General features: G+C 72.0%; 13 protein-coding genes. 10 read left to right on the top strand and 3 right to left on the bottom strand.

The window, feature by feature from the left end; genetic code table 11:
• The first annotated feature begins 76 nt into the window (after window positions 1–76).
• From ABZ434_RS20945 to moeZ, 10 genes are all read left to right on the top strand, one after another.
• The gene (locus ABZ434_RS20945) at window positions 77–172 is read left to right on the top strand and encodes an Ms4533A family Cys-rich leader peptide (RefSeq protein ID WP_359138782.1); all 96 of its coding nucleotides are present in this window, start codon (window positions 77–79) and stop codon (window positions 170–172) included.
• Between the two features lie 225 nt (window positions 173–397).
• The gene (locus ABZ434_RS20940; RefSeq protein WP_359138779.1) at window positions 398–2,125 is read left to right on the top strand and encodes an ABC transporter substrate-binding protein; all 1,728 of its coding nucleotides are present in this window, start codon (window positions 398–400) and stop codon (window positions 2,123–2,125) included.
• A gap of 2 nt (window positions 2,126–2,127) precedes the next feature.
• Window positions 2,128–3,111 (top strand): ABC transporter permease, encoded by a 984-nt coding sequence (locus ABZ434_RS20935; RefSeq protein WP_359138777.1) that lies wholly within the window; start codon window positions 2,128–2,130, stop codon window positions 3,109–3,111.
• Window positions 3,108–4,097: an ABC transporter permease gene (locus ABZ434_RS20930; RefSeq protein ID WP_359138774.1), complete on the top strand. Its 990-nt coding sequence runs from the start codon at window positions 3,108–3,110 to the stop codon at window positions 4,095–4,097. Before ABZ434_RS20935 ends, ABZ434_RS20930 begins: the two co-directional genes overlap by 4 nt.
• The gene (locus ABZ434_RS20925) at window positions 4,094–5,677 is read left to right on the top strand and encodes an ABC transporter ATP-binding protein (RefSeq protein ID WP_359138771.1); all 1,584 of its coding nucleotides are present in this window, start codon (window positions 4,094–4,096) and stop codon (window positions 5,675–5,677) included. Before ABZ434_RS20930 ends, ABZ434_RS20925 begins: the two co-directional genes overlap by 4 nt.
• A gap of 190 nt (window positions 5,678–5,867) precedes the next feature.
• Window positions 5,868–7,670 (top strand): DUF3492 domain-containing protein, encoded by a 1,803-nt coding sequence (locus tag ABZ434_RS20920; protein ID WP_359138898.1) that lies wholly within the window; start codon window positions 5,868–5,870, stop codon window positions 7,668–7,670.
• Window positions 7,671–8,115: 445 nt separating this feature from the next.
• Window positions 8,116–9,450 (top strand): hypothetical protein, encoded by a 1,335-nt coding sequence (locus ABZ434_RS20915; RefSeq protein WP_359138895.1) that lies wholly within the window; start codon window positions 8,116–8,118, stop codon window positions 9,448–9,450.
• 136 nt (window positions 9,451–9,586) lie between these two features.
• Entirely contained in the window at window positions 9,587–10,552 is a 966-nt protein-coding gene (locus ABZ434_RS20910; protein ID WP_136329483.1) for an NAD-dependent epimerase/dehydratase family protein, read from the top strand.
• Window positions 10,540–11,382 carry a spherulation-specific family 4 protein gene (locus ABZ434_RS20905; RefSeq protein ID WP_359138768.1) on the top strand — a complete coding sequence of 281 codons (843 nt, stop codon included), beginning with the start codon at window positions 10,540–10,542 and terminating at the stop codon, window positions 11,380–11,382. The genes ABZ434_RS20910 and ABZ434_RS20905 overlap by 13 nt, the downstream gene beginning before the upstream one ends.
• 85 nt (window positions 11,383–11,467) lie before the next feature.
• Window positions 11,468–12,646 (top strand): adenylyltransferase/sulfurtransferase MoeZ, encoded by a 1,179-nt coding sequence (gene moeZ, locus ABZ434_RS20900; RefSeq protein WP_359138764.1) that lies wholly within the window; start codon window positions 11,468–11,470, stop codon window positions 12,644–12,646.
• A 66-nt stretch (window positions 12,647–12,712) separates the two neighbouring features.
• On the opposite strand, the gene ABZ434_RS20895 is transcribed toward moeZ, so the two are convergent.
• The 3 genes from ABZ434_RS20895 to ABZ434_RS20885 all read right to left on the bottom strand — a co-directional run bounded on the left by ABZ434_RS20895 (window position 12,713) and on the right by ABZ434_RS20885 (window position 18,759).
• Window positions 12,713–14,287 (bottom strand): alpha/beta hydrolase, encoded by a 1,575-nt coding sequence (locus tag ABZ434_RS20895; RefSeq protein ID WP_359138753.1) that lies wholly within the window; start codon window positions 14,285–14,287, stop codon window positions 12,713–12,715.
• Window positions 14,288–14,356: 69 nt separating this feature from the next.
• The gene (locus ABZ434_RS20890; protein WP_359138751.1) at window positions 14,357–15,961 is read right to left on the bottom strand and encodes an alpha/beta hydrolase; all 1,605 of its coding nucleotides are present in this window, start codon (window positions 15,959–15,961) and stop codon (window positions 14,357–14,359) included.
• A 68-nt stretch (window positions 15,962–16,029) separates the two neighbouring features.
• Window positions 16,030–18,759, bottom strand: coding sequence for a lysylphosphatidylglycerol synthase domain-containing protein (locus ABZ434_RS20885; RefSeq protein WP_359138748.1), 2,730 nt, complete (start codon window positions 18,757–18,759; stop codon window positions 16,030–16,032).
• Between the last annotated feature and the right edge of the window lie 42 nt (window positions 18,760–18,801).

The following is an 18,801-nucleotide window of genomic DNA, read 5'->3' as shown; positions in this document are numbered from 1 at the left end:
ATCTTCCGTCCGTATGATGAGACGACCGTCTCATATCGCGTTGACATCGGGCAGGCCGTCACCCATATTTCTCGGCATGTCACGCAGCCCCCTCACCACCGACCGCGCCGCCATCGAGCTGGCGCTCATCGGCGTGACCGGGCACAGCGTCGCCGACATCGACTGTTGCTGACGCCTGCCCGCGCGCACGTCGGCCCCCCGTCCGAGCCCTGATGGCCCGGACCGCCCTTCCCCGACTCCCGCGCCCGGGCGTACTCCGTCCGCAGGCGCGGCAGTTCCAGTGTTCCGGTCACCTCATTTTTTCCGACCGGTCGTGTGCATATGCCTCTCGTCGCCGCCTGCGCGGAATCACCTTCCGTTTCCCCATTCAGGCAGTACTCCGAGAGGTCATCTTCCGATGCGTCATCCGTCCGTCATATCGCGCCGCGTAGCAGCGGCCGCCGCAGTACTCGCCGTGGCCGCGGGAGCCGCGGCCTGCGGGCCCGAGGGCAGCGGCAAGGGCAGCGACGACACCTCCGGTGCGGCGGGCGCACCCAAGAAGGGCGGCACGCTCACCGTCCTCAACAGCAGCCCGCAGGAGGACTTCGACCCCGCGCGGCTCTACACCTCCGGCGGTGGCAACGTCCCCTCCCTCGTCTTCCGTACGCTGACCACCCGCAACCGGGAGGCCGGCGCGGCAGGCTCGAAGGTCGTCCCCGACCTGGCGACCGACCTGGGCACGCCCAGCAAGAACGCCACCGTCTGGACGTACACCCTCAAGGACGGCCTCACCTACGAGGACGGCACCGCCATCACGAGCGCCGACATCAAGTACGGCATCGAGCGCTCCTTCGCGGCCGAACTCTCCGGCGGTGCGCCCTACCTGCGCGACTGGCTCATCGGCGGGGCCGGCTACCAGGGCCCGTACAAGGACAAGAAGGGCCTCGCCTCGATCGAGACGCCCGACGCGAAGACCATCGTCTTCCACCTCAACAAGCCCGAGGGCGAGTTCCCCTACCTGGCCACCCAGACACAGACCACGCCGGTGCCGAAGGCCAAGGACACCGGAACGAAGTACGAGGAGCACCCGCTCTCCTCGGGCCCGTACAAGGTCGTCAGGAACGAGGGCGACGGCGAGCGGCTGGTCCTGGAGCGCAACACCCACTGGTCGGCAGCCACCGACGAGGAGCGCAAGGCCTACCCCGACCGGATCGACGTCCGCTCAGGGCTCGACTCCGCCGTCATCAACCAGCGGCTGTCCGCCTCCCAGGGCGCGGACGCCGCGGCCGTCACCACCGACACCAACCTCGGCCCGGCCGAACTCGCCAAGGTCACCGGTGACAAGAAGCTCGCCGCCCGCGTCGGCACCGGCCACTTCGGCTACACGAACTACATCGCCTTCAACCCGAAGGTGAAGCCCTTCGACAACCCGAAGGTCCGCCAGGCCATCTCGTACGCGGTCGACCGCACCTCCGTGGTCAACGCCGCCGGCGGCTCCTCGCTCGCCGAGCCCGCCACCACCTTCCTGCCCGACCAGGCGTCCTTCGGGCACACGCCGTACGACGCCTTCCCGGCCGGGAAGTCCGGCAACGCGGCCAAGGCCGCGGAACTGCTGAAGGAGGCCGGCTACCCCGACGGGCTGACCGTCACCCTCACGCACAACAACGACAAGAACTTCGCCACCAGCCCGGAGATCGCCACCGCGCTCCAGGAGGCGCTGAAGAAGGCGGGCATCACCGTCAAACTCCGGGGTCTGGAGGACAACGCCTACTCGGACACGGTCTACAACGTGAAGACCGAGCCCGGCTTCTTCCTCGGCGGCTGGGGTGCCGACTGGCCCTCCGGCGGTCCGTTCTTCGCCCCGATCTTCGACGGACGCCAGATCGTCAAGGCCGGGTACAACTTCAACTCCGCCCAGCTGAACGATCCCGCCGTCAACAAGGAGATCGACGAGATCAACAAGCTGACCGATCTGAGCGCCGCGGCGAAGCGCTGGGGCGCGCTCGACAAGAAGGTCGGTGAGCAGGCGCTGACCGTGCCGCTGTTCCACCCGGTCTACAAGCGCCTGTACGGCGAGTCCGTCAAGAACGTCGTGATCAGCGACTGGACCGGCGTTCTCGACATCTCGCAGGTCGCGGTCAAGTAACCATGGCCGAAGCACTGCTGGTCAAGGAGGCGGGGGCCGTAGCGGCCCCCGCCTCCGGGGCCCATCCGTTCTGGCGCCGCCTGCGCGCCCACCGCGCCGCCCTCGTGGCGGCGGCCGTCGTCGCCCTGCTGGTCCTCCTCGCGCTCGCCGCGCCGCTGCTCACGGGCATCGAGGGCCAGAACGCCACCGCATACCACCCCGATCTCGTCGACTCCGCCACCGGCGGGGTTCCGCTCGGCTCGTTCGGCGGCATCAGCGCGGAACACTGGCTCGGCGTCGAACCGCTCACCGGCCGCGACCTGTTCGCCCGCGTCGCGTACGGCGCCCGGGTCTCCCTGGGCGTCGCGCTCGGCGCGACCCTCCTCCAGGTGATCATCGGCGTCGGCGTAGGCCTCTCCGCCGGACTCGGCAACCGCTTCGTCGACCAGGCACTCAGCCGGGTCACCGACGTCGTGGTCGCCCTGCCGGTCATGGTGACCGCGCTCGGCGCGCTCGCCGTCGTTCCGGCAGGCTTTCCCCGCCCGGTGCTGATTGCCGTGATCGTCGGTCTCGTCGGCTGGTCCGGCATCTCGAAGATCGTGCGCGCCCAGACGCTGTCCCTGAAGTCGCGCGACCACGTCGCGGCGGCCCGGCTCAGCGGCTGGGGCTCCTGGCAGATCGCCCGGCGTGAGCTGCTGCCCTCGCTGGCAGCACCCGTCATCACGTACGCCGTCCTGCTCTTCCCCGGCAACATCGTCGTCGAGGCGGCGCTGTCCTTCCTCGGCGTCGGCATCAAGCCGCCCACGCCGTCCTGGGGGCAGATGCTCAGCGACGCCGACACCTGGTACCAGGCGGCGCCCACGTATCTGCTCATCCCGGCCCTGCTGCTCTTCGTCACCGTGCTGGCGCTCACCGTCCTCGGCGAGGGCGTACGCACCGCGCTCGACCCGCGCGCCGCCTCCCGGCTGCGGATCGGCACCGGACGCAAGAAGGAGGCCGGAGCATGAGCGGGTTCCTGCTGCGACGCCTCGGCGGGGCGCTGTTCGTCCTCCTCGCCCTGAGCATCGTCGTCTACGCCGCCTTCTACGTCGCCCCGGGTGACGTCGCGCAGATCGCCTGCGGCCCGCGCTGCTCGCCCGCGCAGGTCGCCCAGGTCAGCGAGCAACTGCACCTCGACGATCCGGTGTACGTGCAGTACGCGCATTTCCTGCAGAGCCTGGTCGCGGGCCACGACTACTCCACCGGAACCGGTGTGGTGCACTGCCAGGCCCCGTGCCTGGGGCTCTCCTACCAGAGCGGTCAGCAGGTCACCCAGCTGATCTTCGCCAAGCTGCCCGCCACCGCCTCGCTCGTCGTCGGCGCGTTCGTGCTGTGGATGCTGCTCGGGGTCGGTACCGGACTGCTCTCCGTGTGGCGGCGCGGCCGGGTGACCGAACGCATCCTCACTGGGATCACCCTGGCCGGCATGGCCACGCCCGTCTTCGTGATCGGCCTGCTGCTGATCATCATCTGCGTCACGGCGCTCCGGATCCTGCCCTTCCCGGACTACGTCCCCTTCACCGAGAACCCGGAGCAGTGGGCCTGGAACCTGCTGCTGCCGTGGATCTCGCTCGCGCTCATCTCCGCCGCTCCGTACGCCCGGATGACCCGTGCCTCGATGCTGGAGACGCTGGCCGAGGACCATGTGCGCACCTTCAGGGCGTACGGGGTCGGCGAACGGACCATCGTCGGACGCCACGCGCTGCGCGGAGCGCTGGCCCCGGTGATCGCGCTGGGCGCACTCGACGTCGGCTCGATGTTCGGCGGCGCCGTGCTCACCGAGTCCCTGTTCGGGATCCCGGGAGTGGGCCGCGAACTCGTCGAGGCCGTCAAACAGGTGGACCTCCCCGTCGTCGTCGGCCTGGTGCTCGTCACCGGCTTCGTCGTCGTCCTTGCCAATGCCGTCGCGGACATCCTCCAGGCGATGGCCGACCGACGGGTGGTGCTGTCATGAGTCTCATCGAGGTCGACGATCTGACGATCTCCTTCGGAGATGTCCACGCCGTGCGCGGACTGTCGTTCTCGCTGGAGGCGGGCGGCGCGCTCGGCGTGGTCGGCGAGTCCGGCTCCGGCAAGAGCGCCTCCGCCTACGCCCTGCTCGGCCTGCACCGCGGGACCGGCGCGAAGGTCGGCGGCTCGATCCGGGTCGCCGGTGTGGACGTACAGGCTGCCCCCGACGCCGAACTGCGCCGGCTGCGCGGGGCGAAGGCCGCCATGGTCTTCCAGGACCCGCTCTCCTCGCTGGACCCCTACTACGCGGTCGGCGACCAGATCGCCCAGGTGTACCGCGTCCACCACCGCGTCTCCCGGCGGGCGGCGCGGGCCAGGGCGGTGGAGGTACTGGACCGGGTGGGGATTCCGGACGCGGTACGCCGCTCCCGCTCCCGGCCGCACGAGTTCTCCGGCGGGATGCGCCAACGGGCGCTGATCGCGATGGCGCTGGCGTGCGAGCCCCAGCTCCTGATCGCCGACGAGCCGACGACCGCGCTCGACGTCACCGTCCAGGCCCAGATCCTCGACCTGCTGCACGATCTGCGGCGGGAGACCGGCATGGGACTGCTCCTGGTCACGCATGACGTCGGTGTGGCGGCCGAGTCGGTGGACGACGTGCTCGTCATGCGGTCGGGCCTCGCCGTGGAACGCGGACCGGTGGCCGAGGTGCTCGGCGCCCCCCGCGAGCCGTACACGAAGGCGTTGCTGGCTGCGGTGCCGCGCATCGCGCCCCAGGCATCGCCGGCGGCGACGGCACGGACCGAGGCCGAGGGTGCGGCCCTTGTCGAGGCCGAGGGCGTGCGCCAGGTCTTCGGCCGGGGGAAGTCCGCCCTGGCCGCCGTCGACGGGGTCTCCCTCACGGTGCGCCGCGGCGAGACGCTCGGCATCGTCGGTGAGAGCGGCAGCGGCAAGACCACGCTCGGGCGGATGCTCGTCGGCCTGCTGGAACCCACGTCCGGCCGGATCGACCGGACGGCCCGGGTGCAGATGGTCTTCCAGGACCCCGTCTCCTCGCTCAACCCGCGCCGCTCCGTCGGAGAGTCCGTCGCCGACCCGCTCCGGGCCCGCGGGGAGCGCGACGAGGAGGTGATCAGGGCGCGCGTACGAGATCTGCTGGAGCGCGTCGGGCTCGACCCCGAGCAGTACGACCGCTATCCGCACGAGTTCAGCGGAGGCCAGCGCCAACGGGTCGGCATCGCCCGGGCCCTGGCCGCCGAACCGGAGCTCATCGTCTGCGACGAGGCGGTCTCCGCCCTCGACGTGACGACCCAGGCCCAGGTGACCGCCCTGCTGGCGGAGCTTCAGCAGGAACTGGGGCTCGCCCTGGTCTTCATCGCACACGACCTCGCCGTCGTACGGCAGGTCAGCGACCGGGTCGCGGTCATGCGCCGGGGCCGGATCGTCGAGGAGGGCCCGGTGGAGCAGGTGTACGCGCAACCCCGCGATCCGTACACCAGGCAGCTGCTGGCGGCCGTGCCCGCTCTCGATCCGGCACTCGCGGCGATGCGCCGCGCGGCCCGCAAGGAGCTGGCCGCAGCCTGACGCTGTGTGACCGACCGCCTCTATAGCGCGACAGAACGCTACCGGGGCGGGAAAGTTACGACGGTTCACCCCTTTCGGTGGTGCGACGGACAACCGTCCGTCGCACCACCGGCGTATCCGCTTACGGTCGTCCCGCTGCGAGTCGCCGATCCAACGGCGGCCGCCCACAAGGGAGATCGGGGGTGTGCTCGTGCGGATCGGACTGCTCACCGACGGTGGCTATCCGTATGCGTCCGGTGAGTCCAGACTCTGGTGCGACCGTCTGGTGCGCGGGCTCGCGCAGCACGAGTTCGATCTCTTCGCGCTCAGCCGCAGCGCCGAACAGGAGGCGCAGGGCTGGGTTCAGCTCCCGCCCCAGGTCAGCCGGGTGCGGACCGCACCTCTGTGGACCGCCGACGAGGACACCCTCGGCCTCCATGCCCCCAGAGGGCGGCTCTCGCGGCTGTTGACCGGCGGGGGCGCGCGGACGTACGGGCGGCGCGAACGACGGCGCTTCATCACCCACTTCACGGCGCTCGCGACCTCGGTGTGCGTGGGGGGCGCGTCCGGCGGCGAGCGGGGAGACGGGGGCGAAGGCGCGCCGCTCGCCGATGTGCGGCTCACGGGCGCGCAGTTCACCGAGGGCCTCTACGGACTGGCCGAACTGGCCTGCGAGTACGGAGGACTGCCCGCCGCCCTGCGCTCCGAGACCGCGATGCGGATCCTGGAGACCGCCTGCCGTGCGCCCGGCACCGGACGCACCGTCCAGACCGCCACCGTCCCCGACCTCCTCGCCTTCGCCGCGGAGCTCGACCGGGTGCTGCGCCCGCTCTCCCTCGACTGGTACGACGAGGAGAGCCTCGGTGCCGTCGACCTCTGCCACGCCGCCTCCGGCGGCGCCGCCGCGCTGCCGGGACTGCTGGCCAAGCGCTTCTTCGGGGTGCCGCTCCTCGTCACGGAGCACGCCGTGCAACTGCGCGCGCACTATCTCGCGGACACCGGTAGACCCGTGAGCGCGCCGGTGCGCGCGCTGCTCGCGAACTTCCACGGGCAGCTCGCCACCGAGGTGTACCGGCAGGCCGCGCTGATCACCCCCGGCAACACCCACGCCCGCCGCTGGCAGGAGCGCTGCGGCGCCGAACCCGCCAAGGTACGCACGGTCCATCCCGGCATGGAGTCCGGACGCTTCGCGGTCCTCGGCGAGAGCGAGGACGACGGCGGCCCGGACACGCTGGTCTGGGTCGGCCGGATCGAGCCGGCCAAGGACCTGATCGCCCTGCTGCATGCCTTCGCCGAGGTGCGCAGGGCCGAGCCCGATGCCCGGCTGCGGATCATCGGTGCGGCGGCCCAGGGGCCGGAGGGCGCCTCCTACCTCGCCCACTGCCGGGCGCTCGCCGCACAGTTGTTCCCGGACGAGGCCGTGGACGCGCACGCCGTCGGCGACAGCCCCGTCTCCTTCGAGGAGATCGGAGGGGCCGAGATCCCCGATCTCGCCCAGGCGTACGCGGCGGGCGGGGTCGTGGTGCTGTCCAGCGTGGTCGAGGGCTTCCCGATCAGCCTGGTCGAGGCGATGTTCTGCGGCCGGGCCACGGTGTCCACGGATGTCGGCGCGGTGGTGGAGGTCATCGGCGGCACGGGACTCGTGGTGCCGCCGCGCAATCCACGGGCGCTCGCGGACGCCTGCCTTGCGCTGCTGCGCGACCCGGAGCGCCGTGCGCGCCTGGGAGCCGCGGCCCGCGCCCGCGCACTCGAACTCTTCACCGTCGAACAGAACCTTGCGGCATTTCGCGGCATTTACCTGGAGCTGATCGCGCAGGCGCCCGTGCGCAGGGGGCCGGTACCGGCCGACGACACCGGGCCGCGCCCGTTCGCCACTCCGCCCGAGGTCCATGTACTCGGCCTGTGGCCGGAGCCGGGCGGGGAACCGGCCCAGGAGCCGGCCGGGCGGACGCCCAGCTGGGCCGTGCAGCACGTCGGGGCGACAGCCGGCGGCGCGGGGGACGGCGATGTGTGACCAGGAGGCGGCCGCGCCGGGCCGTACCGACCGACCGGGACCGACCGGCGTATCCGCCGCACTCGGTGAAGAGCACGGAGGAACGACGATGGGCCGCCCGACCGAAGCGCCCGAGGTAATCGGATCGCCGATGACCAGCAGCAACGGTGACCACCGCTCGTGGGCGTCCGCCTCCGGGACCCTGCTCGCCGATGTCTCCGAACCGGCCTGGGGGCCGTCCGCCGCGCCCTCCGACGGGGCGGGGAGCCCGCCGCGGAACGGGGCCGGGAGCGCGTCGCACCCGGAGCCCGACATCACGGGCCGCGACGCCGCGCCCCCGCCCGCGCCTGCCCCCGCGCCCCCCGGAGCCGACCTCACCCCGCCCACCGCCGACGACCCGGCGTCGTGCCCGACGCCTTGCGGGGCCCCTGCGCCTGCCGGCGGCACGGCGCCTGCCGAGGGCCCGATGCTTACCGAGGGCACGACGCCTTGCGGTGCCCCGACGCTTACCGGCGGTCCGGCGCCTGCCGACGGCCCTGCGCCTGCCGGCAGCCCGGCGCCTTCTGGTGCCCCGACGCCTTGCGGTGCCCCGACGCTTACCGGCGGTCCGGCGCCTGCCGAGGGCACGGCGCCTACTGACGCCCCGACGCCTACTGACGGCCCGGCGCACGACCCCGCCCCCCGGGCCCCCGAGGTCGCCCACACCGCCCCGGCGCGCAAGCTCGCCACCGGGCGGCGCGGGCCCGCCGATCCCGTGAAGTCCCTGATGCACCGGCACCGCGAGCTCTGCGAGCGCGCCGTCGACCCCCTGGAGATCGCCGCCGGGCTGGAGGCCCACGGAGTCACCGACCGCACTGCCGCCCGCTACCGGCACCGTGATGTGTTCTCGCTCGCCGAGGAGCTGTTCGCCCGGGTACCGGGTGTCGCGGGGGAGCCCGTCGGGGCGTCCTTCGCACCGGTGCGCGACATCGAGACGCGCGCCGCATGGTCGCTCCGGGCCCTCCTTCCGGGCGCCGCCTGCCTCGCGACCCTCGTCACGCTGCGGCTCACCGAAGGGGTGCTCGACGGCGGGGCGCGGCTCGCCGTCGGCACCGGCGGCGGTCTCCTCGCGCTGATCGGGCTCGCTCTCGCCCTGCGTACCGGACCCCTCTGCGCCGACGGGCGGTCGTCCGGTGCTTCCGGTCTCTTCGGGTGCTGGCTGCTGGGCTACGTCCTGTTCGGCGACGCCCTGCTCCACCAGCTTCTCAGCGGTGGCCCCGAAGGTCCCTGGGACATCACTCCGGCGCCGCTTCTCGGCCTCGCCGTGGCGGTCGCTCCGGCGGCCTGGTGTGCCCACCTCTTCTCCGTGCACGCGCACCGCAAACTCAACGGAAGCCGCGCGCTGGAGGAGTTCGCCGCAGGCGTGCGCCCCCTGCTGTTCGCCGCCGTCGCCTTCTTCCTCTGTGTCCTCGCCGGGCTGCTGTACCTGGCCCGCCTCGGAATCGGCGGGGGAGGCGCCCCGGCCGGGGCGGCGACGCTCGGGGTGCTCCTCCTGCTGGCCCGCCTCCTCACCGTCCACGGCTTCCCCGAAGCGGCCGCCACCGGCCTCGCCGCCGCCTGCGCCGTCGAGGTCGCCGCCCCCGCCCTGATCCTGGCCGGCCGGCTGCCCGGCCTCGACGCCCTGGCCCGCCCCGTCGACGCACTCATCGCGACGGGCGGCACCGGGGCCGTCCCCGCCGTCGCCTGCGGCGCGGCCGCGCTCGGGCTGCTGACCACCGCAACCGTCGCCCTCTCGCGGGCATCCGCCCACACCGCCGCCTGACGCACCCCACAGACCCCGCGGAGCCGACGCCGCGGGTCCCGTTCCGCACCGTACGCAACTGCCCCAAGGAGACACCGGACATGACCCACCGATCCCCCGCACCGGCAGCCCGCCGTCGGCACTCAGGGGGCGCGCGATGAGGGTGCTGCTGCTCGGAGCCAACGGATTCCTCGGCCGGTTCGTGGCCGACCGGCTGCTCGCCGACCCGGCCGTCCACCTCACGGCGCTCGGCCGCGGCGACGACGCCGACGTGCGGTTCGACCTCGCAGGCGGCAGCCCGGGAGCGCTCACCCGCTTCCTGGACGCCGTCCACCCCGGCGTCGTCGTCAACTGCGCCGGAGCCACCCGGGGCGGGGCCCGCGACCTGACCCGTCACAACACCGTCGCCGTCGCCACCGTCTGCGAGGCGATGCGCCGCAGCGGCTGCACCGCCCGGCTGGTCCAGGTCGGCTGCTCCTCGGAGTACGGTCCCTCGCAGCCCGGCTCCTCCACGGCCGAGGACGCCATCCCGCGCCCTGGCGGCCCGTACGGCGTCAGCAAGCTCGCCGCCACCGAGCTCGTCCTCGGCTCCGGCCTCGACGCGGTCGTGCTGCGGGTCTTCTCGCCGGTCGGCCCCGGCACCCCGGCCGGCTCCCCGCTCGGCCGGCTCGCCGAGGCGATGCGCCGGGCCATGCAGTCGGGCGACGGCGAGCTGAAGCTCAGCGGCCTCGGCGTGCAGCGCGACTTCGTCGATGTGCGCGACGTCGCGCGCGCCGTGCACGCCGCCTCGCTCTCCGCCGCCCAGGGCGTCGTCAACATCGGTACCGGCCGGGCCGTGCGGTTGCGGGACGCCGCGGCCGTGCTCGCCAAGGTCGCCGGATACGCGGGCGCACTGCACGAGCTGGACACGCCCCCCGCACGCCTGCCCATCGGCGCACCCCGCACCTCCGCCGAATCGGTCATGGAACATCTGTCGGTCACGCCCTCCCCCTACCCGGACGGCTGCGGTGCCTGGCAGCAGGCAGACGTCCGCACCGCCAGGGACCGGCTCGGCTGGCGCCCCCGGATCAATCTGGAGGAGTCCCTCGCCGACATCTGGATGGAGGCGGCGTGCCGTATCTGACCAGTACCGGCACCCCCCGCCGGACCAGTGGCGCCGAGCAGCTCGGCTTCGGGGTCCCCGGCTGCGCGCACCCGCTGCTCGCCCCGGCCGAATGGGCCGAACTGGCCCGCCCCGGCACCCCGCTGCACTGGGCGGTCCTCGACATCGACAACGGCCCCGGCATCCGCCCCGACCCCCAATGCCTGGAAGCCGCGGGCCGGTTCCGCAACGCCCGCGAACGGGCCGCGGAGAGCGAGGAGCCGCCCGGCTCCGCGCGGACCCCTGCCGGGCGGCTGCTCGGCCGGCTCGACCTGGCGCACGGAAACCGGCCCTTCGGTGAGGTGGTCGCCGACGCGCAGTCCTACCTGGACTGGTACCGGGTCGACGGGTTCTACCTCGACCGCTGCCCGGGCGGGCGCCCGGACCTCCCCACCGTCCGTCGTCTCACCAGCACCCTGTCCGCCCTCCTGGCGGACCGGGACGGCGCGCAGCACGCCGGACACCTCGTGCTCGGACATGACACCCATCCGCATCCCGGCTACGCGGAGGCCGCCGACCAGCTGGTCACCTTCCGCGGCTCATGGACCGACTACCGCTGGTCGCAGGTGGCGGAGTGGACCGCCGCCTACCCGCCGGACCGTTTCGCGCACTTCGTCCACGGTGTACCGCGCACCCATCTGGAGGAGGCGATGCGCGTCGCCCGCTGGCAGGGCGCCGGGACGATCTTCTTCACGGACCGCACCCAGGAGGTCCGTCCCGGAAACAGTCGGGGGCAAAGCGATCCATTTGCGACACTGCCCAGGTACTGGGACGAAATTGTCTCGAGGATCGGACCTGCTATCTCGGAATGAGAGGGGGCGTGGCAGTGTTACGGCAAGAACAACCGTACGTAGCCGAAGTACGTAGAAACCGACCACCTGCATTGTTGAGGTTCCTGTGTCGCTGCCACCCCTGGTCGAGCCAGCTGCTGAGCTCACCGTCGACGAGGTCCGCAGGTACTCCCGCCACCTGATCATCCCGGATGTCGGGATGGACGGACAGAAGCGGCTGAAGAACGCGAAGGTGCTCTGTGTGGGCGCCGGCGGTCTCGGCTCGCCGGCTCTCATGTACCTGGCCGCCGCCGGTGTCGGAACGCTCGGCATCGTGGAGTTCGACGAGGTCGACGAGTCGAACCTGCAGCGCCAGATCATCCACAGCCAGGCCGACATCGGCCGGTCCAAGGCCCAGTCGGCCAAGGACTCGGTGCTGGGCATCAACCCGCTGGTGAACGTGATCCTTCACGAGGAACGGCTCGAAGCCGAGAACGTGATGGACATCTTCGCCCAGTACGACCTGATCGTGGACGGCACGGACAACTTCGCCACCCGCTATCTCGTCAACGACGCCGCGGTCCTGCTGAACAAGCCGTACGTCTGGGGCTCGATCTACCGGTTCGACGGCCAGGCGTCCGTCTTCTGGTCCGAGCACGGTCCCTGCTACCGCTGCCTCTACCCGGAGCCGCCGCCCCCCGGCATGGTTCCCTCCTGCGCCGAGGGCGGTGTCCTGGGCGTGCTCTGCGCGTCCATCGGCTCCATCCAGGTCAACGAGGCCATCAAGCTGCTCGCCGGCATCGGCGACCCGCTCGTCGGCCGGCTGATGATCTACGACGCGCTGGAGATGCAGTACCGCCAGGTCAAGGTCCGCAAGGACCCCGACTGCGCGGTCTGCGGCGAGAACCCGACCGTCACCGAGCTCATCGACTACGAGGCCTTCTGCGGCGTCGTGTCCGAGGAGGCCCAGGAGGCGGCGCTCGGTTCCACGATCACTCCCAAGCAGCTCAAGGAGTGGATCGACGCGGACGAGAAGATCGAGCTCATCGACGTCCGCGAGCCGAACGAGTTCGAGATCGTCGCGATCCCCGGTGCCAAGCTGATCCCGAAGAACGAGTTCCTGATGGGCAACGCCCTCCAGGACCTCCCGCAGGACAAGCGCATCGTCCTGAACTGCAAGACCGGTGTACGCAGCGCCGAGGTCCTCGCGGTCCTCAAGTCGGCGGGCTTCGCCGACGCGGTGCACGTCGGCGGCGGCGTGATCGGCTGGGTCAACCAGATCGAGCCCGAGAAGCCGGTGTACTAGAGGCTGAACGCACCGAAGGGGCCGGTCCGCACCACGCGGACCGGCCCCTTCGTCATGCGCCGCCCGCTACGAGCAGGTCTTGCCGTCCGCCGGCACCTTCCCGTCCAGGAAGTACGCGTCCACCGTCGACGTCACACAGCTGTTCCCGCCGTACGCGCCGTGCCCCTCGCCCTTGTTGGTGAGCAGGACGCCGACGCCCTTGCCCAACTCGTCAGCCATCCTGCGCGCACCCTCGTACGGCGTCGCCGGGTCGCCCGTCGTACCCACGACCAGGATCGGACCGGCGCCCGGTGCGCTCGCCTCCGGGGTGTCGTGCTCGCCCGCCACCGGCCAGTCGGCGCACCAGCCGGCGGTGTCCCAGGCCAGGAACGGCCCGAAGACCGGGGACAGCTTCCTGAACTCCGGCAGCAACGCCCTCGCCTCGGCCGCTGTCGGCCTGGCCTTGGTGTCGGCACAGGAGATGGCCCGTTGCGAATGGTTCTGCGTGTCGTAATGTCCGTTCTCGTCACGGCCGTTGTACGAGTCGGCGAGCTGCAGCAGCAGGGAGCCCTTGCCGCCCTCCGCCTCGTCCAGGGCCTGCGTGAGCACCGGCCAGCTGTCCTTGGAGTAGAGCGGCAGCACGATCCCGGTGATCGCCAGCGACTCGTTCAGCTCGCGGCCCGTACCGGTCGGCAGCGGCTTGGCATCGATCCGCTTCAGCAGCGCGGCTATGCGCCGGGTGCCCGCCCGCGGATCCTGGCCGCGGTCCTTGAGGTAGTTCTCCAGCGCACGCTGGAAGCCGGTCGTCTGGTTGCGGGCGTGGCCGGTGGTGTCCGCGGTCGGGTCGACCACGGCGTCGAAGACGGTCCGCCCGACGTGCTTCGGGAAGAGGTGCGCGTACGTGCCGCCCAGTTCGGTGCCGTACGACATGCCGAAGTACGTCAGCTTCCTGTCGCCGAGGACCTCGCGGATCAGGTCCATGTCCCGGGCCGCGCTCGTCGTGCCGACGAACGGCAGGACCTTGCCCGAGCGCTTCTCGCAGCCGGCGCCGAACCCGGCGCCGTCCTTCATGAACGCCGCCTCCTCCGCCGCCGTGTCCGGCGTCATGTCGATCTTGCGGTAGGAGCTCTCCTGCTCCCGGTCCGTGCGGCACCGCACCCCGGCGCTCCCGGCCACCCCGCGCGGGTCGAAACTCACCAGGTCGTAGCGGGTGTTGAGCGCCCCGTACGAACCGGCGGCGCGCGGCAGGGTGGAGACTCCCGAGCCGCCCGGCCCGCCGAAGTTGAAGAGCATCGAGCCGAGCCGCCGGCCCTTGTCCCGGGCCTCCTTGCGGATCAACGCGATCCCGATCGTGTCGCCGTCCGGCTTCGCGTAGTCCAGTGGCACCCTGACCGTCGTACACCGCCAGGCCGAGCCCGGAGCGGTGCCGCCCTCGGGGGCCTTGCAGCGCTTCCAGGCCAGGCGCTGCGACGTGAGGGCCGCGGGCAGGGGCTTTCCGCTCGCATCGGCCGAGGGGGCGGCCGACGGCGAGGCTGCCGAGGCCGTGGTCCGGTCCCCGGGCCTGCCCGGCTTGTCGTCGGCGGCGTCCTCGCAGCCCGCGAGCACCCCCGTCAGCAGCAGTGCGGCGGCGGCCAGCGCCCCGGCACGTCCGTATGCGACCACGTGTACGTCCCTCCCCGTCGTGCCTGCCGGTCCGGCAGTTCGCCCATGGTAGGCGCGCCCGGGGAGTGCCTAGCCGCAGACTTTTCCGTCCGCCGGCACCTCGCCGTCCAGCAGATATCCGCCCACCGCCTTCTGCACGCAGGCGCTGCCGCTGTTGTACGCGCCATGGCCCTCGCCCTTGTACGTCATCTCGACACCGACCCCTTCGCCCAGCTCCTCGGCCATCGCCTTCGCGCCCGCGTACGGGGTGGCCGGGTCACCCGTGTTGCCGATGACGAGGATGGGGGCGGCGCCCCCGGCGCTGACGTCAGGGGTGTCCCAGGCACCCGCCACCGGCCAGCCGGTGCACGCCATCAGACCCCAGCCGAGGTAGTCGCCGAAGACCGGTGAGGCCGCGTGGAACGCAGGGAGCTTCGCCCTGGTCTGGTCGAGGGTGAACCGCTCCTTGGAGTCGGCGCAGTTGATCGCGGTGTTGGCCGCGGCGGAATTGTCGTAGTGGCCGTCCTCGGAGCGGCCGTTGAGGGAGTCGGCGAGGGCGAGGAGCAGTGCGCCGTTGCCGCCGTCGGCCTCGTCCACGCCCTGTTCCAGCAGCGGCCAGGTCTCCTTGGAGTAGAGCGCAGCCGCGATGCCGGTGGTGGCCTGCGTCTGCGTCAGCTTCCGGGAGCCGATACCCGGGATGGGCTTCGTCTCCAGCCCGTCGAGCAGCCCGGCCACTGCCTGCTCGACCTCCTCGGCGGTGGAGCCGGGCAGCTTGCAGGCATCCCCCCGGTCCACGCAGTCCTTGGCGAAGTTGTCCAGTGCGAGCTGGAACCCCTTGGCCTGGCCGAGGGAGGACTGCTCCGCGTCCTCGGTCGGGTCGACCACTGCGTCCAGAACCGATCTGCCGACCTTCTCGGGGAACAAGTGCGCATAGACGCCGCCCAGTTCGGTGCCGTACGAGATGCCGAAGTAGTACAGCTTGTCGTCGCCGAGGACCTGCCGCATCAGGTCCATGTCGCGTGCGGCGTTCGTCGTCCCGACGAAGGGGAGCACCTCGCCCGAGTTCTTCTCGCAGGCCGCCACGTACGTCTTCGTGTCCTTGGTGAACTCCTTCTCCTCCGCCGCGTCGTCGGGCGTGCCGTCGCCCTCGTACCGCACGTCCAGCTGAGCGTCGTCCTCGCACTCCACGCCCGCGCTGCGGCCGACTCCGCGCGGGTCGAAGCTCACCAGGTCGTACCGCGTGCGGAGCTTGTCGTACTCCGTGCCGAACGCGGGCAGCGTCGCGACCCCGGAGGCGCCGGGGCCGCCGAAGTTGAAGATCAGAGAACCGATCCGCTTCTTCTCGTTGATCGCCTTCGCCCGGATGAGCGCGAGCTCGATGGTCTCGCCCTCCGGCTCCGCGTAGTCGAGCGGGGCATCCATGAACGAGCACTCCCAGACGGCCCCGCCGGGCAGCGGGGACGGTGAGGCCCCGCCACCCTGCGCCTGTGAAGGGGCGGGGCACGGCTTCCACTTCAGCTGCTGGGAGGCGAGGCCGGCGGGGGTGGTGGTCGCGGCGGCCTCGGCCGCCCGCGGAGTGCTCTGCGATCGGCCCCCCGTATCCGTGTCACCCCCGTCCGAACAGCCGGCGAGCGGAAGCAGCACGGTCACGGTGGCGGCGAGGGCCGCGGCGCGCAGGGCAGGGGAGGTCCTCATCGCTCCATCGTGCGGCGGCGCCCCGGGGGGTGCACGGGGCGCCGGTCCAAGCGGGTGGACACGACGTCCTAGAGTTCGCCCTTGCGCGTCAGATGGTTGAAGCAGAGCCAGCCCGGAAGCACCGGCAGCCACAGCGTCAGCAGCCGGTACAGCAGCACGGCGGGCGCCGCGACCTCCTTGGGCAGGCCGACCGCGATCAGGCCGAGGGTCAGCGCACCCTCGACCGCGCCCATACCGCCCGGCGTCGGCGCCGCAGACCCCAGCGCGTTGCCGGCGAGGAAGACCACCGCGATGCTCGCGTAGCTGAGGTGCGGCGTGTCCGGACCGCTGAACGCCCGGACCGACGCGTCCAGACACATCACGAACAGACCGGTCAGCAGCAGCATCCCGCCGATTCCGGTCAGCAGCTTCTGCGGCCGCTGCACGACGTCGAGCATGCGGGGCACGACCCCGGCGAACAGCGACCGCACCCGGGTCACGACGAACTTCCGCATGAACGGGATGGCCGTCACCACCAGCACCAGCACGGCGACCGTCAGCAGCCCGGCGATCACCGTTCTGGACGGGGTGAGGGAGGACGGCGTCTTCTCCGTGCCCGTCAGGTACCCGAACGCCGCGAGCAGCAGGATGTGGCACCCCAGCCCGAACAACTGCGAGGCGCCGACACTCGCGACCGCGAGCCCCGGACGCACGCCGGCACGCTGGAGGAAGCGGGTGTTCAGGGCGACACCGCCCACCGCGGCCGGGGCCACGATCTTCACGAACGAGCCGGCGACCTGCGCCAGCACCGTCCTGCCGAACGAGACCCGTTCCGGTACGAAGCCGAGCAGGCTCATCGCCGCCGCGATGTAGCTGAGCGCCGAGAAGCCGAGCGCGGCCGCCACCCAGCCCCACTCCGCCTCCTCGACCACCGCACCGAAGTCGGCCTCGGTGACCTGCGAGATCAGGAAGTACGCGGCGATGGCACCGGCGATGAAGCTGAACAGGGTCCGCGGCTTGATGCGCTCCAGCCGGACCGGCTCGACCGGTGCCTGCGGCCGGATCAGCAGCACCTCCTGACGGATCCGGGAGAGGAGGTCCTCCTCGCGGGCGCCGTCCAGGGCGTCGTCCATGGCCCGCTTCTCGGCCTGCTTCTCGGTGCGCTGCGACTTGCGGGCGGTCTTGCGCGCGGCGTCCTCGGGACGCTCCGCGTCATGGGCCCGGGCCCGCTTCGCCGCGTCCGACGCCTCCAGCACGGCCTCCCGCTCGCGCTGCGAGCGTTCCCGGGCCAGCCTGCGCAGATGGGCACGGGTGGAGCGGCTGAGCGCGATCGGCTGGAGCAGCGGCAGACAGTCCGCGACGGCGTCCGGCCCCAGCACCGCCAGCGCGGCCGCGACCGCCCGCTCGGCGCCCACCCGCAGGCCCGTGGTGGTGAGCAGCTGGGCTACGTCCATCCGCAGGACCAGATCGCCCGCCGCGATCTCGCCACCGCGCAGATCCGTGACGAACACCTTGCCGGAACGATCCACCAGGATGGCGTCACCGGTGAGCCTGCGGTGCGCGATCCGCCGCGACTGGAGCGCCTGCACCTGACGCCAGGCGCCGCGTACCAGGTCGTCGGTGATCTCGGAGTCCTCCAGCGCGTCCAGGGAACGCCCGCCGATGTGCTCGTACACCAGCATCACGGCGTCCGGGCCGAGCTCGGAGGTGGCGATCAGCTTCGGGGCGTTGGCCCCGGCGGCGATCGCCGCGTACGCGAGCAGCGCCTCCTGCTCCAGTGCCTGGCGCAGCGACTGGATGGAGCGCCGCTGGGTGATGCCGCGCAGCGTGAGCCTGCGCCACACGCGGTAGAAGAACCCCTGCGCCTGCTGTTCGCGGTCCACGACGGTCACATCGAGCGGCGGGCCGTCCTCCAGCGAGACCACGTAGCGGCGCCCGCGGTCGCTCTGGTCGCCCGAGTCGGGCGCGTCATCGGCCCGCATCGCGGTGACCGGCCGGAAGCCGACGTGGCGCAGCCCGGCCATCAGGTGCTGGCCGGTCGGCCGGACGTTCGGCGAGCCGACCGCGTACAGCGTGCCGTAGGCGACCGTCCAGCCGATGAGTACCGTGAGGATGATCGAGAACGGGGTCGTGTAGCCGCCCACCAGCATGGCGAAGGCGTCGAGCAGCAGCACCACCCACAGCACGACCCGCCACCGCGGCCGTCTCGCCATGCCGACCGCCGTCATATAGGCGATCACGGGGGCCAGATATCCGTGTACGGGGTCGGTGAGCGCGTCGCCGGGCTGCGGCTGGGTGAGGGCGTCCTGAATGGTGCCGGGTGCGGAGTTGGCGACCCACAGATCCGTGGCGAGCGTCACCCCGTGCGCGAGCACGGCGGCCAGCACCCCGTCCGCGATGCGCAGCCCGTCACGTTTGATCAGCCGCTCGATGGCGAAGGCCACCGGGACGAGCAGCACGGCGATGCTGGAGACCAGGCCGGCGAGCTTGATGAGCAGATCGGGCGCCTGGCCGGTGCCCTTGTTGATGTCCTGTTCGAGGCCGGTCGTCGTGCCGTGGGCGAACGCGGCGACGGCGAACAGCACGACGATCGCCAGGACCCCGATGAGGAGCCGCAGCAGATCCGAGGGGCGGTGCACCCGGGCGGGGAGCAGGGGTTCGTCACCGGAGACACGGTCGGAGAGCTCGGCCTCGGAGGTCGACAGCGTCGAGCCGGCCAGGTGCTCCGGGGGCGTCCGCGGGCCGGCGCCGGGCTCCTGACCGCTCCCCTCGGGGTGCGGCTCGGCGTCAGAGGCGTCGGCCGCCTTCGGTGGCTGCACGCCCTGCTCCTTCGTCGCCTCTGATTGGTCTTCGTCTTCTCG

The sequence above is a fragment of the Streptomyces sp. NPDC005761 genome, assembly GCF_040630635.1.
Lineage (GTDB): Bacteria > Actinomycetota > Actinomycetes > Streptomycetales > Streptomycetaceae > Streptomyces.
The sequence above is the reverse complement of the archived record's forward strand: the minus strand, read 5'-3'. Positions and strand labels throughout refer to the sequence as shown.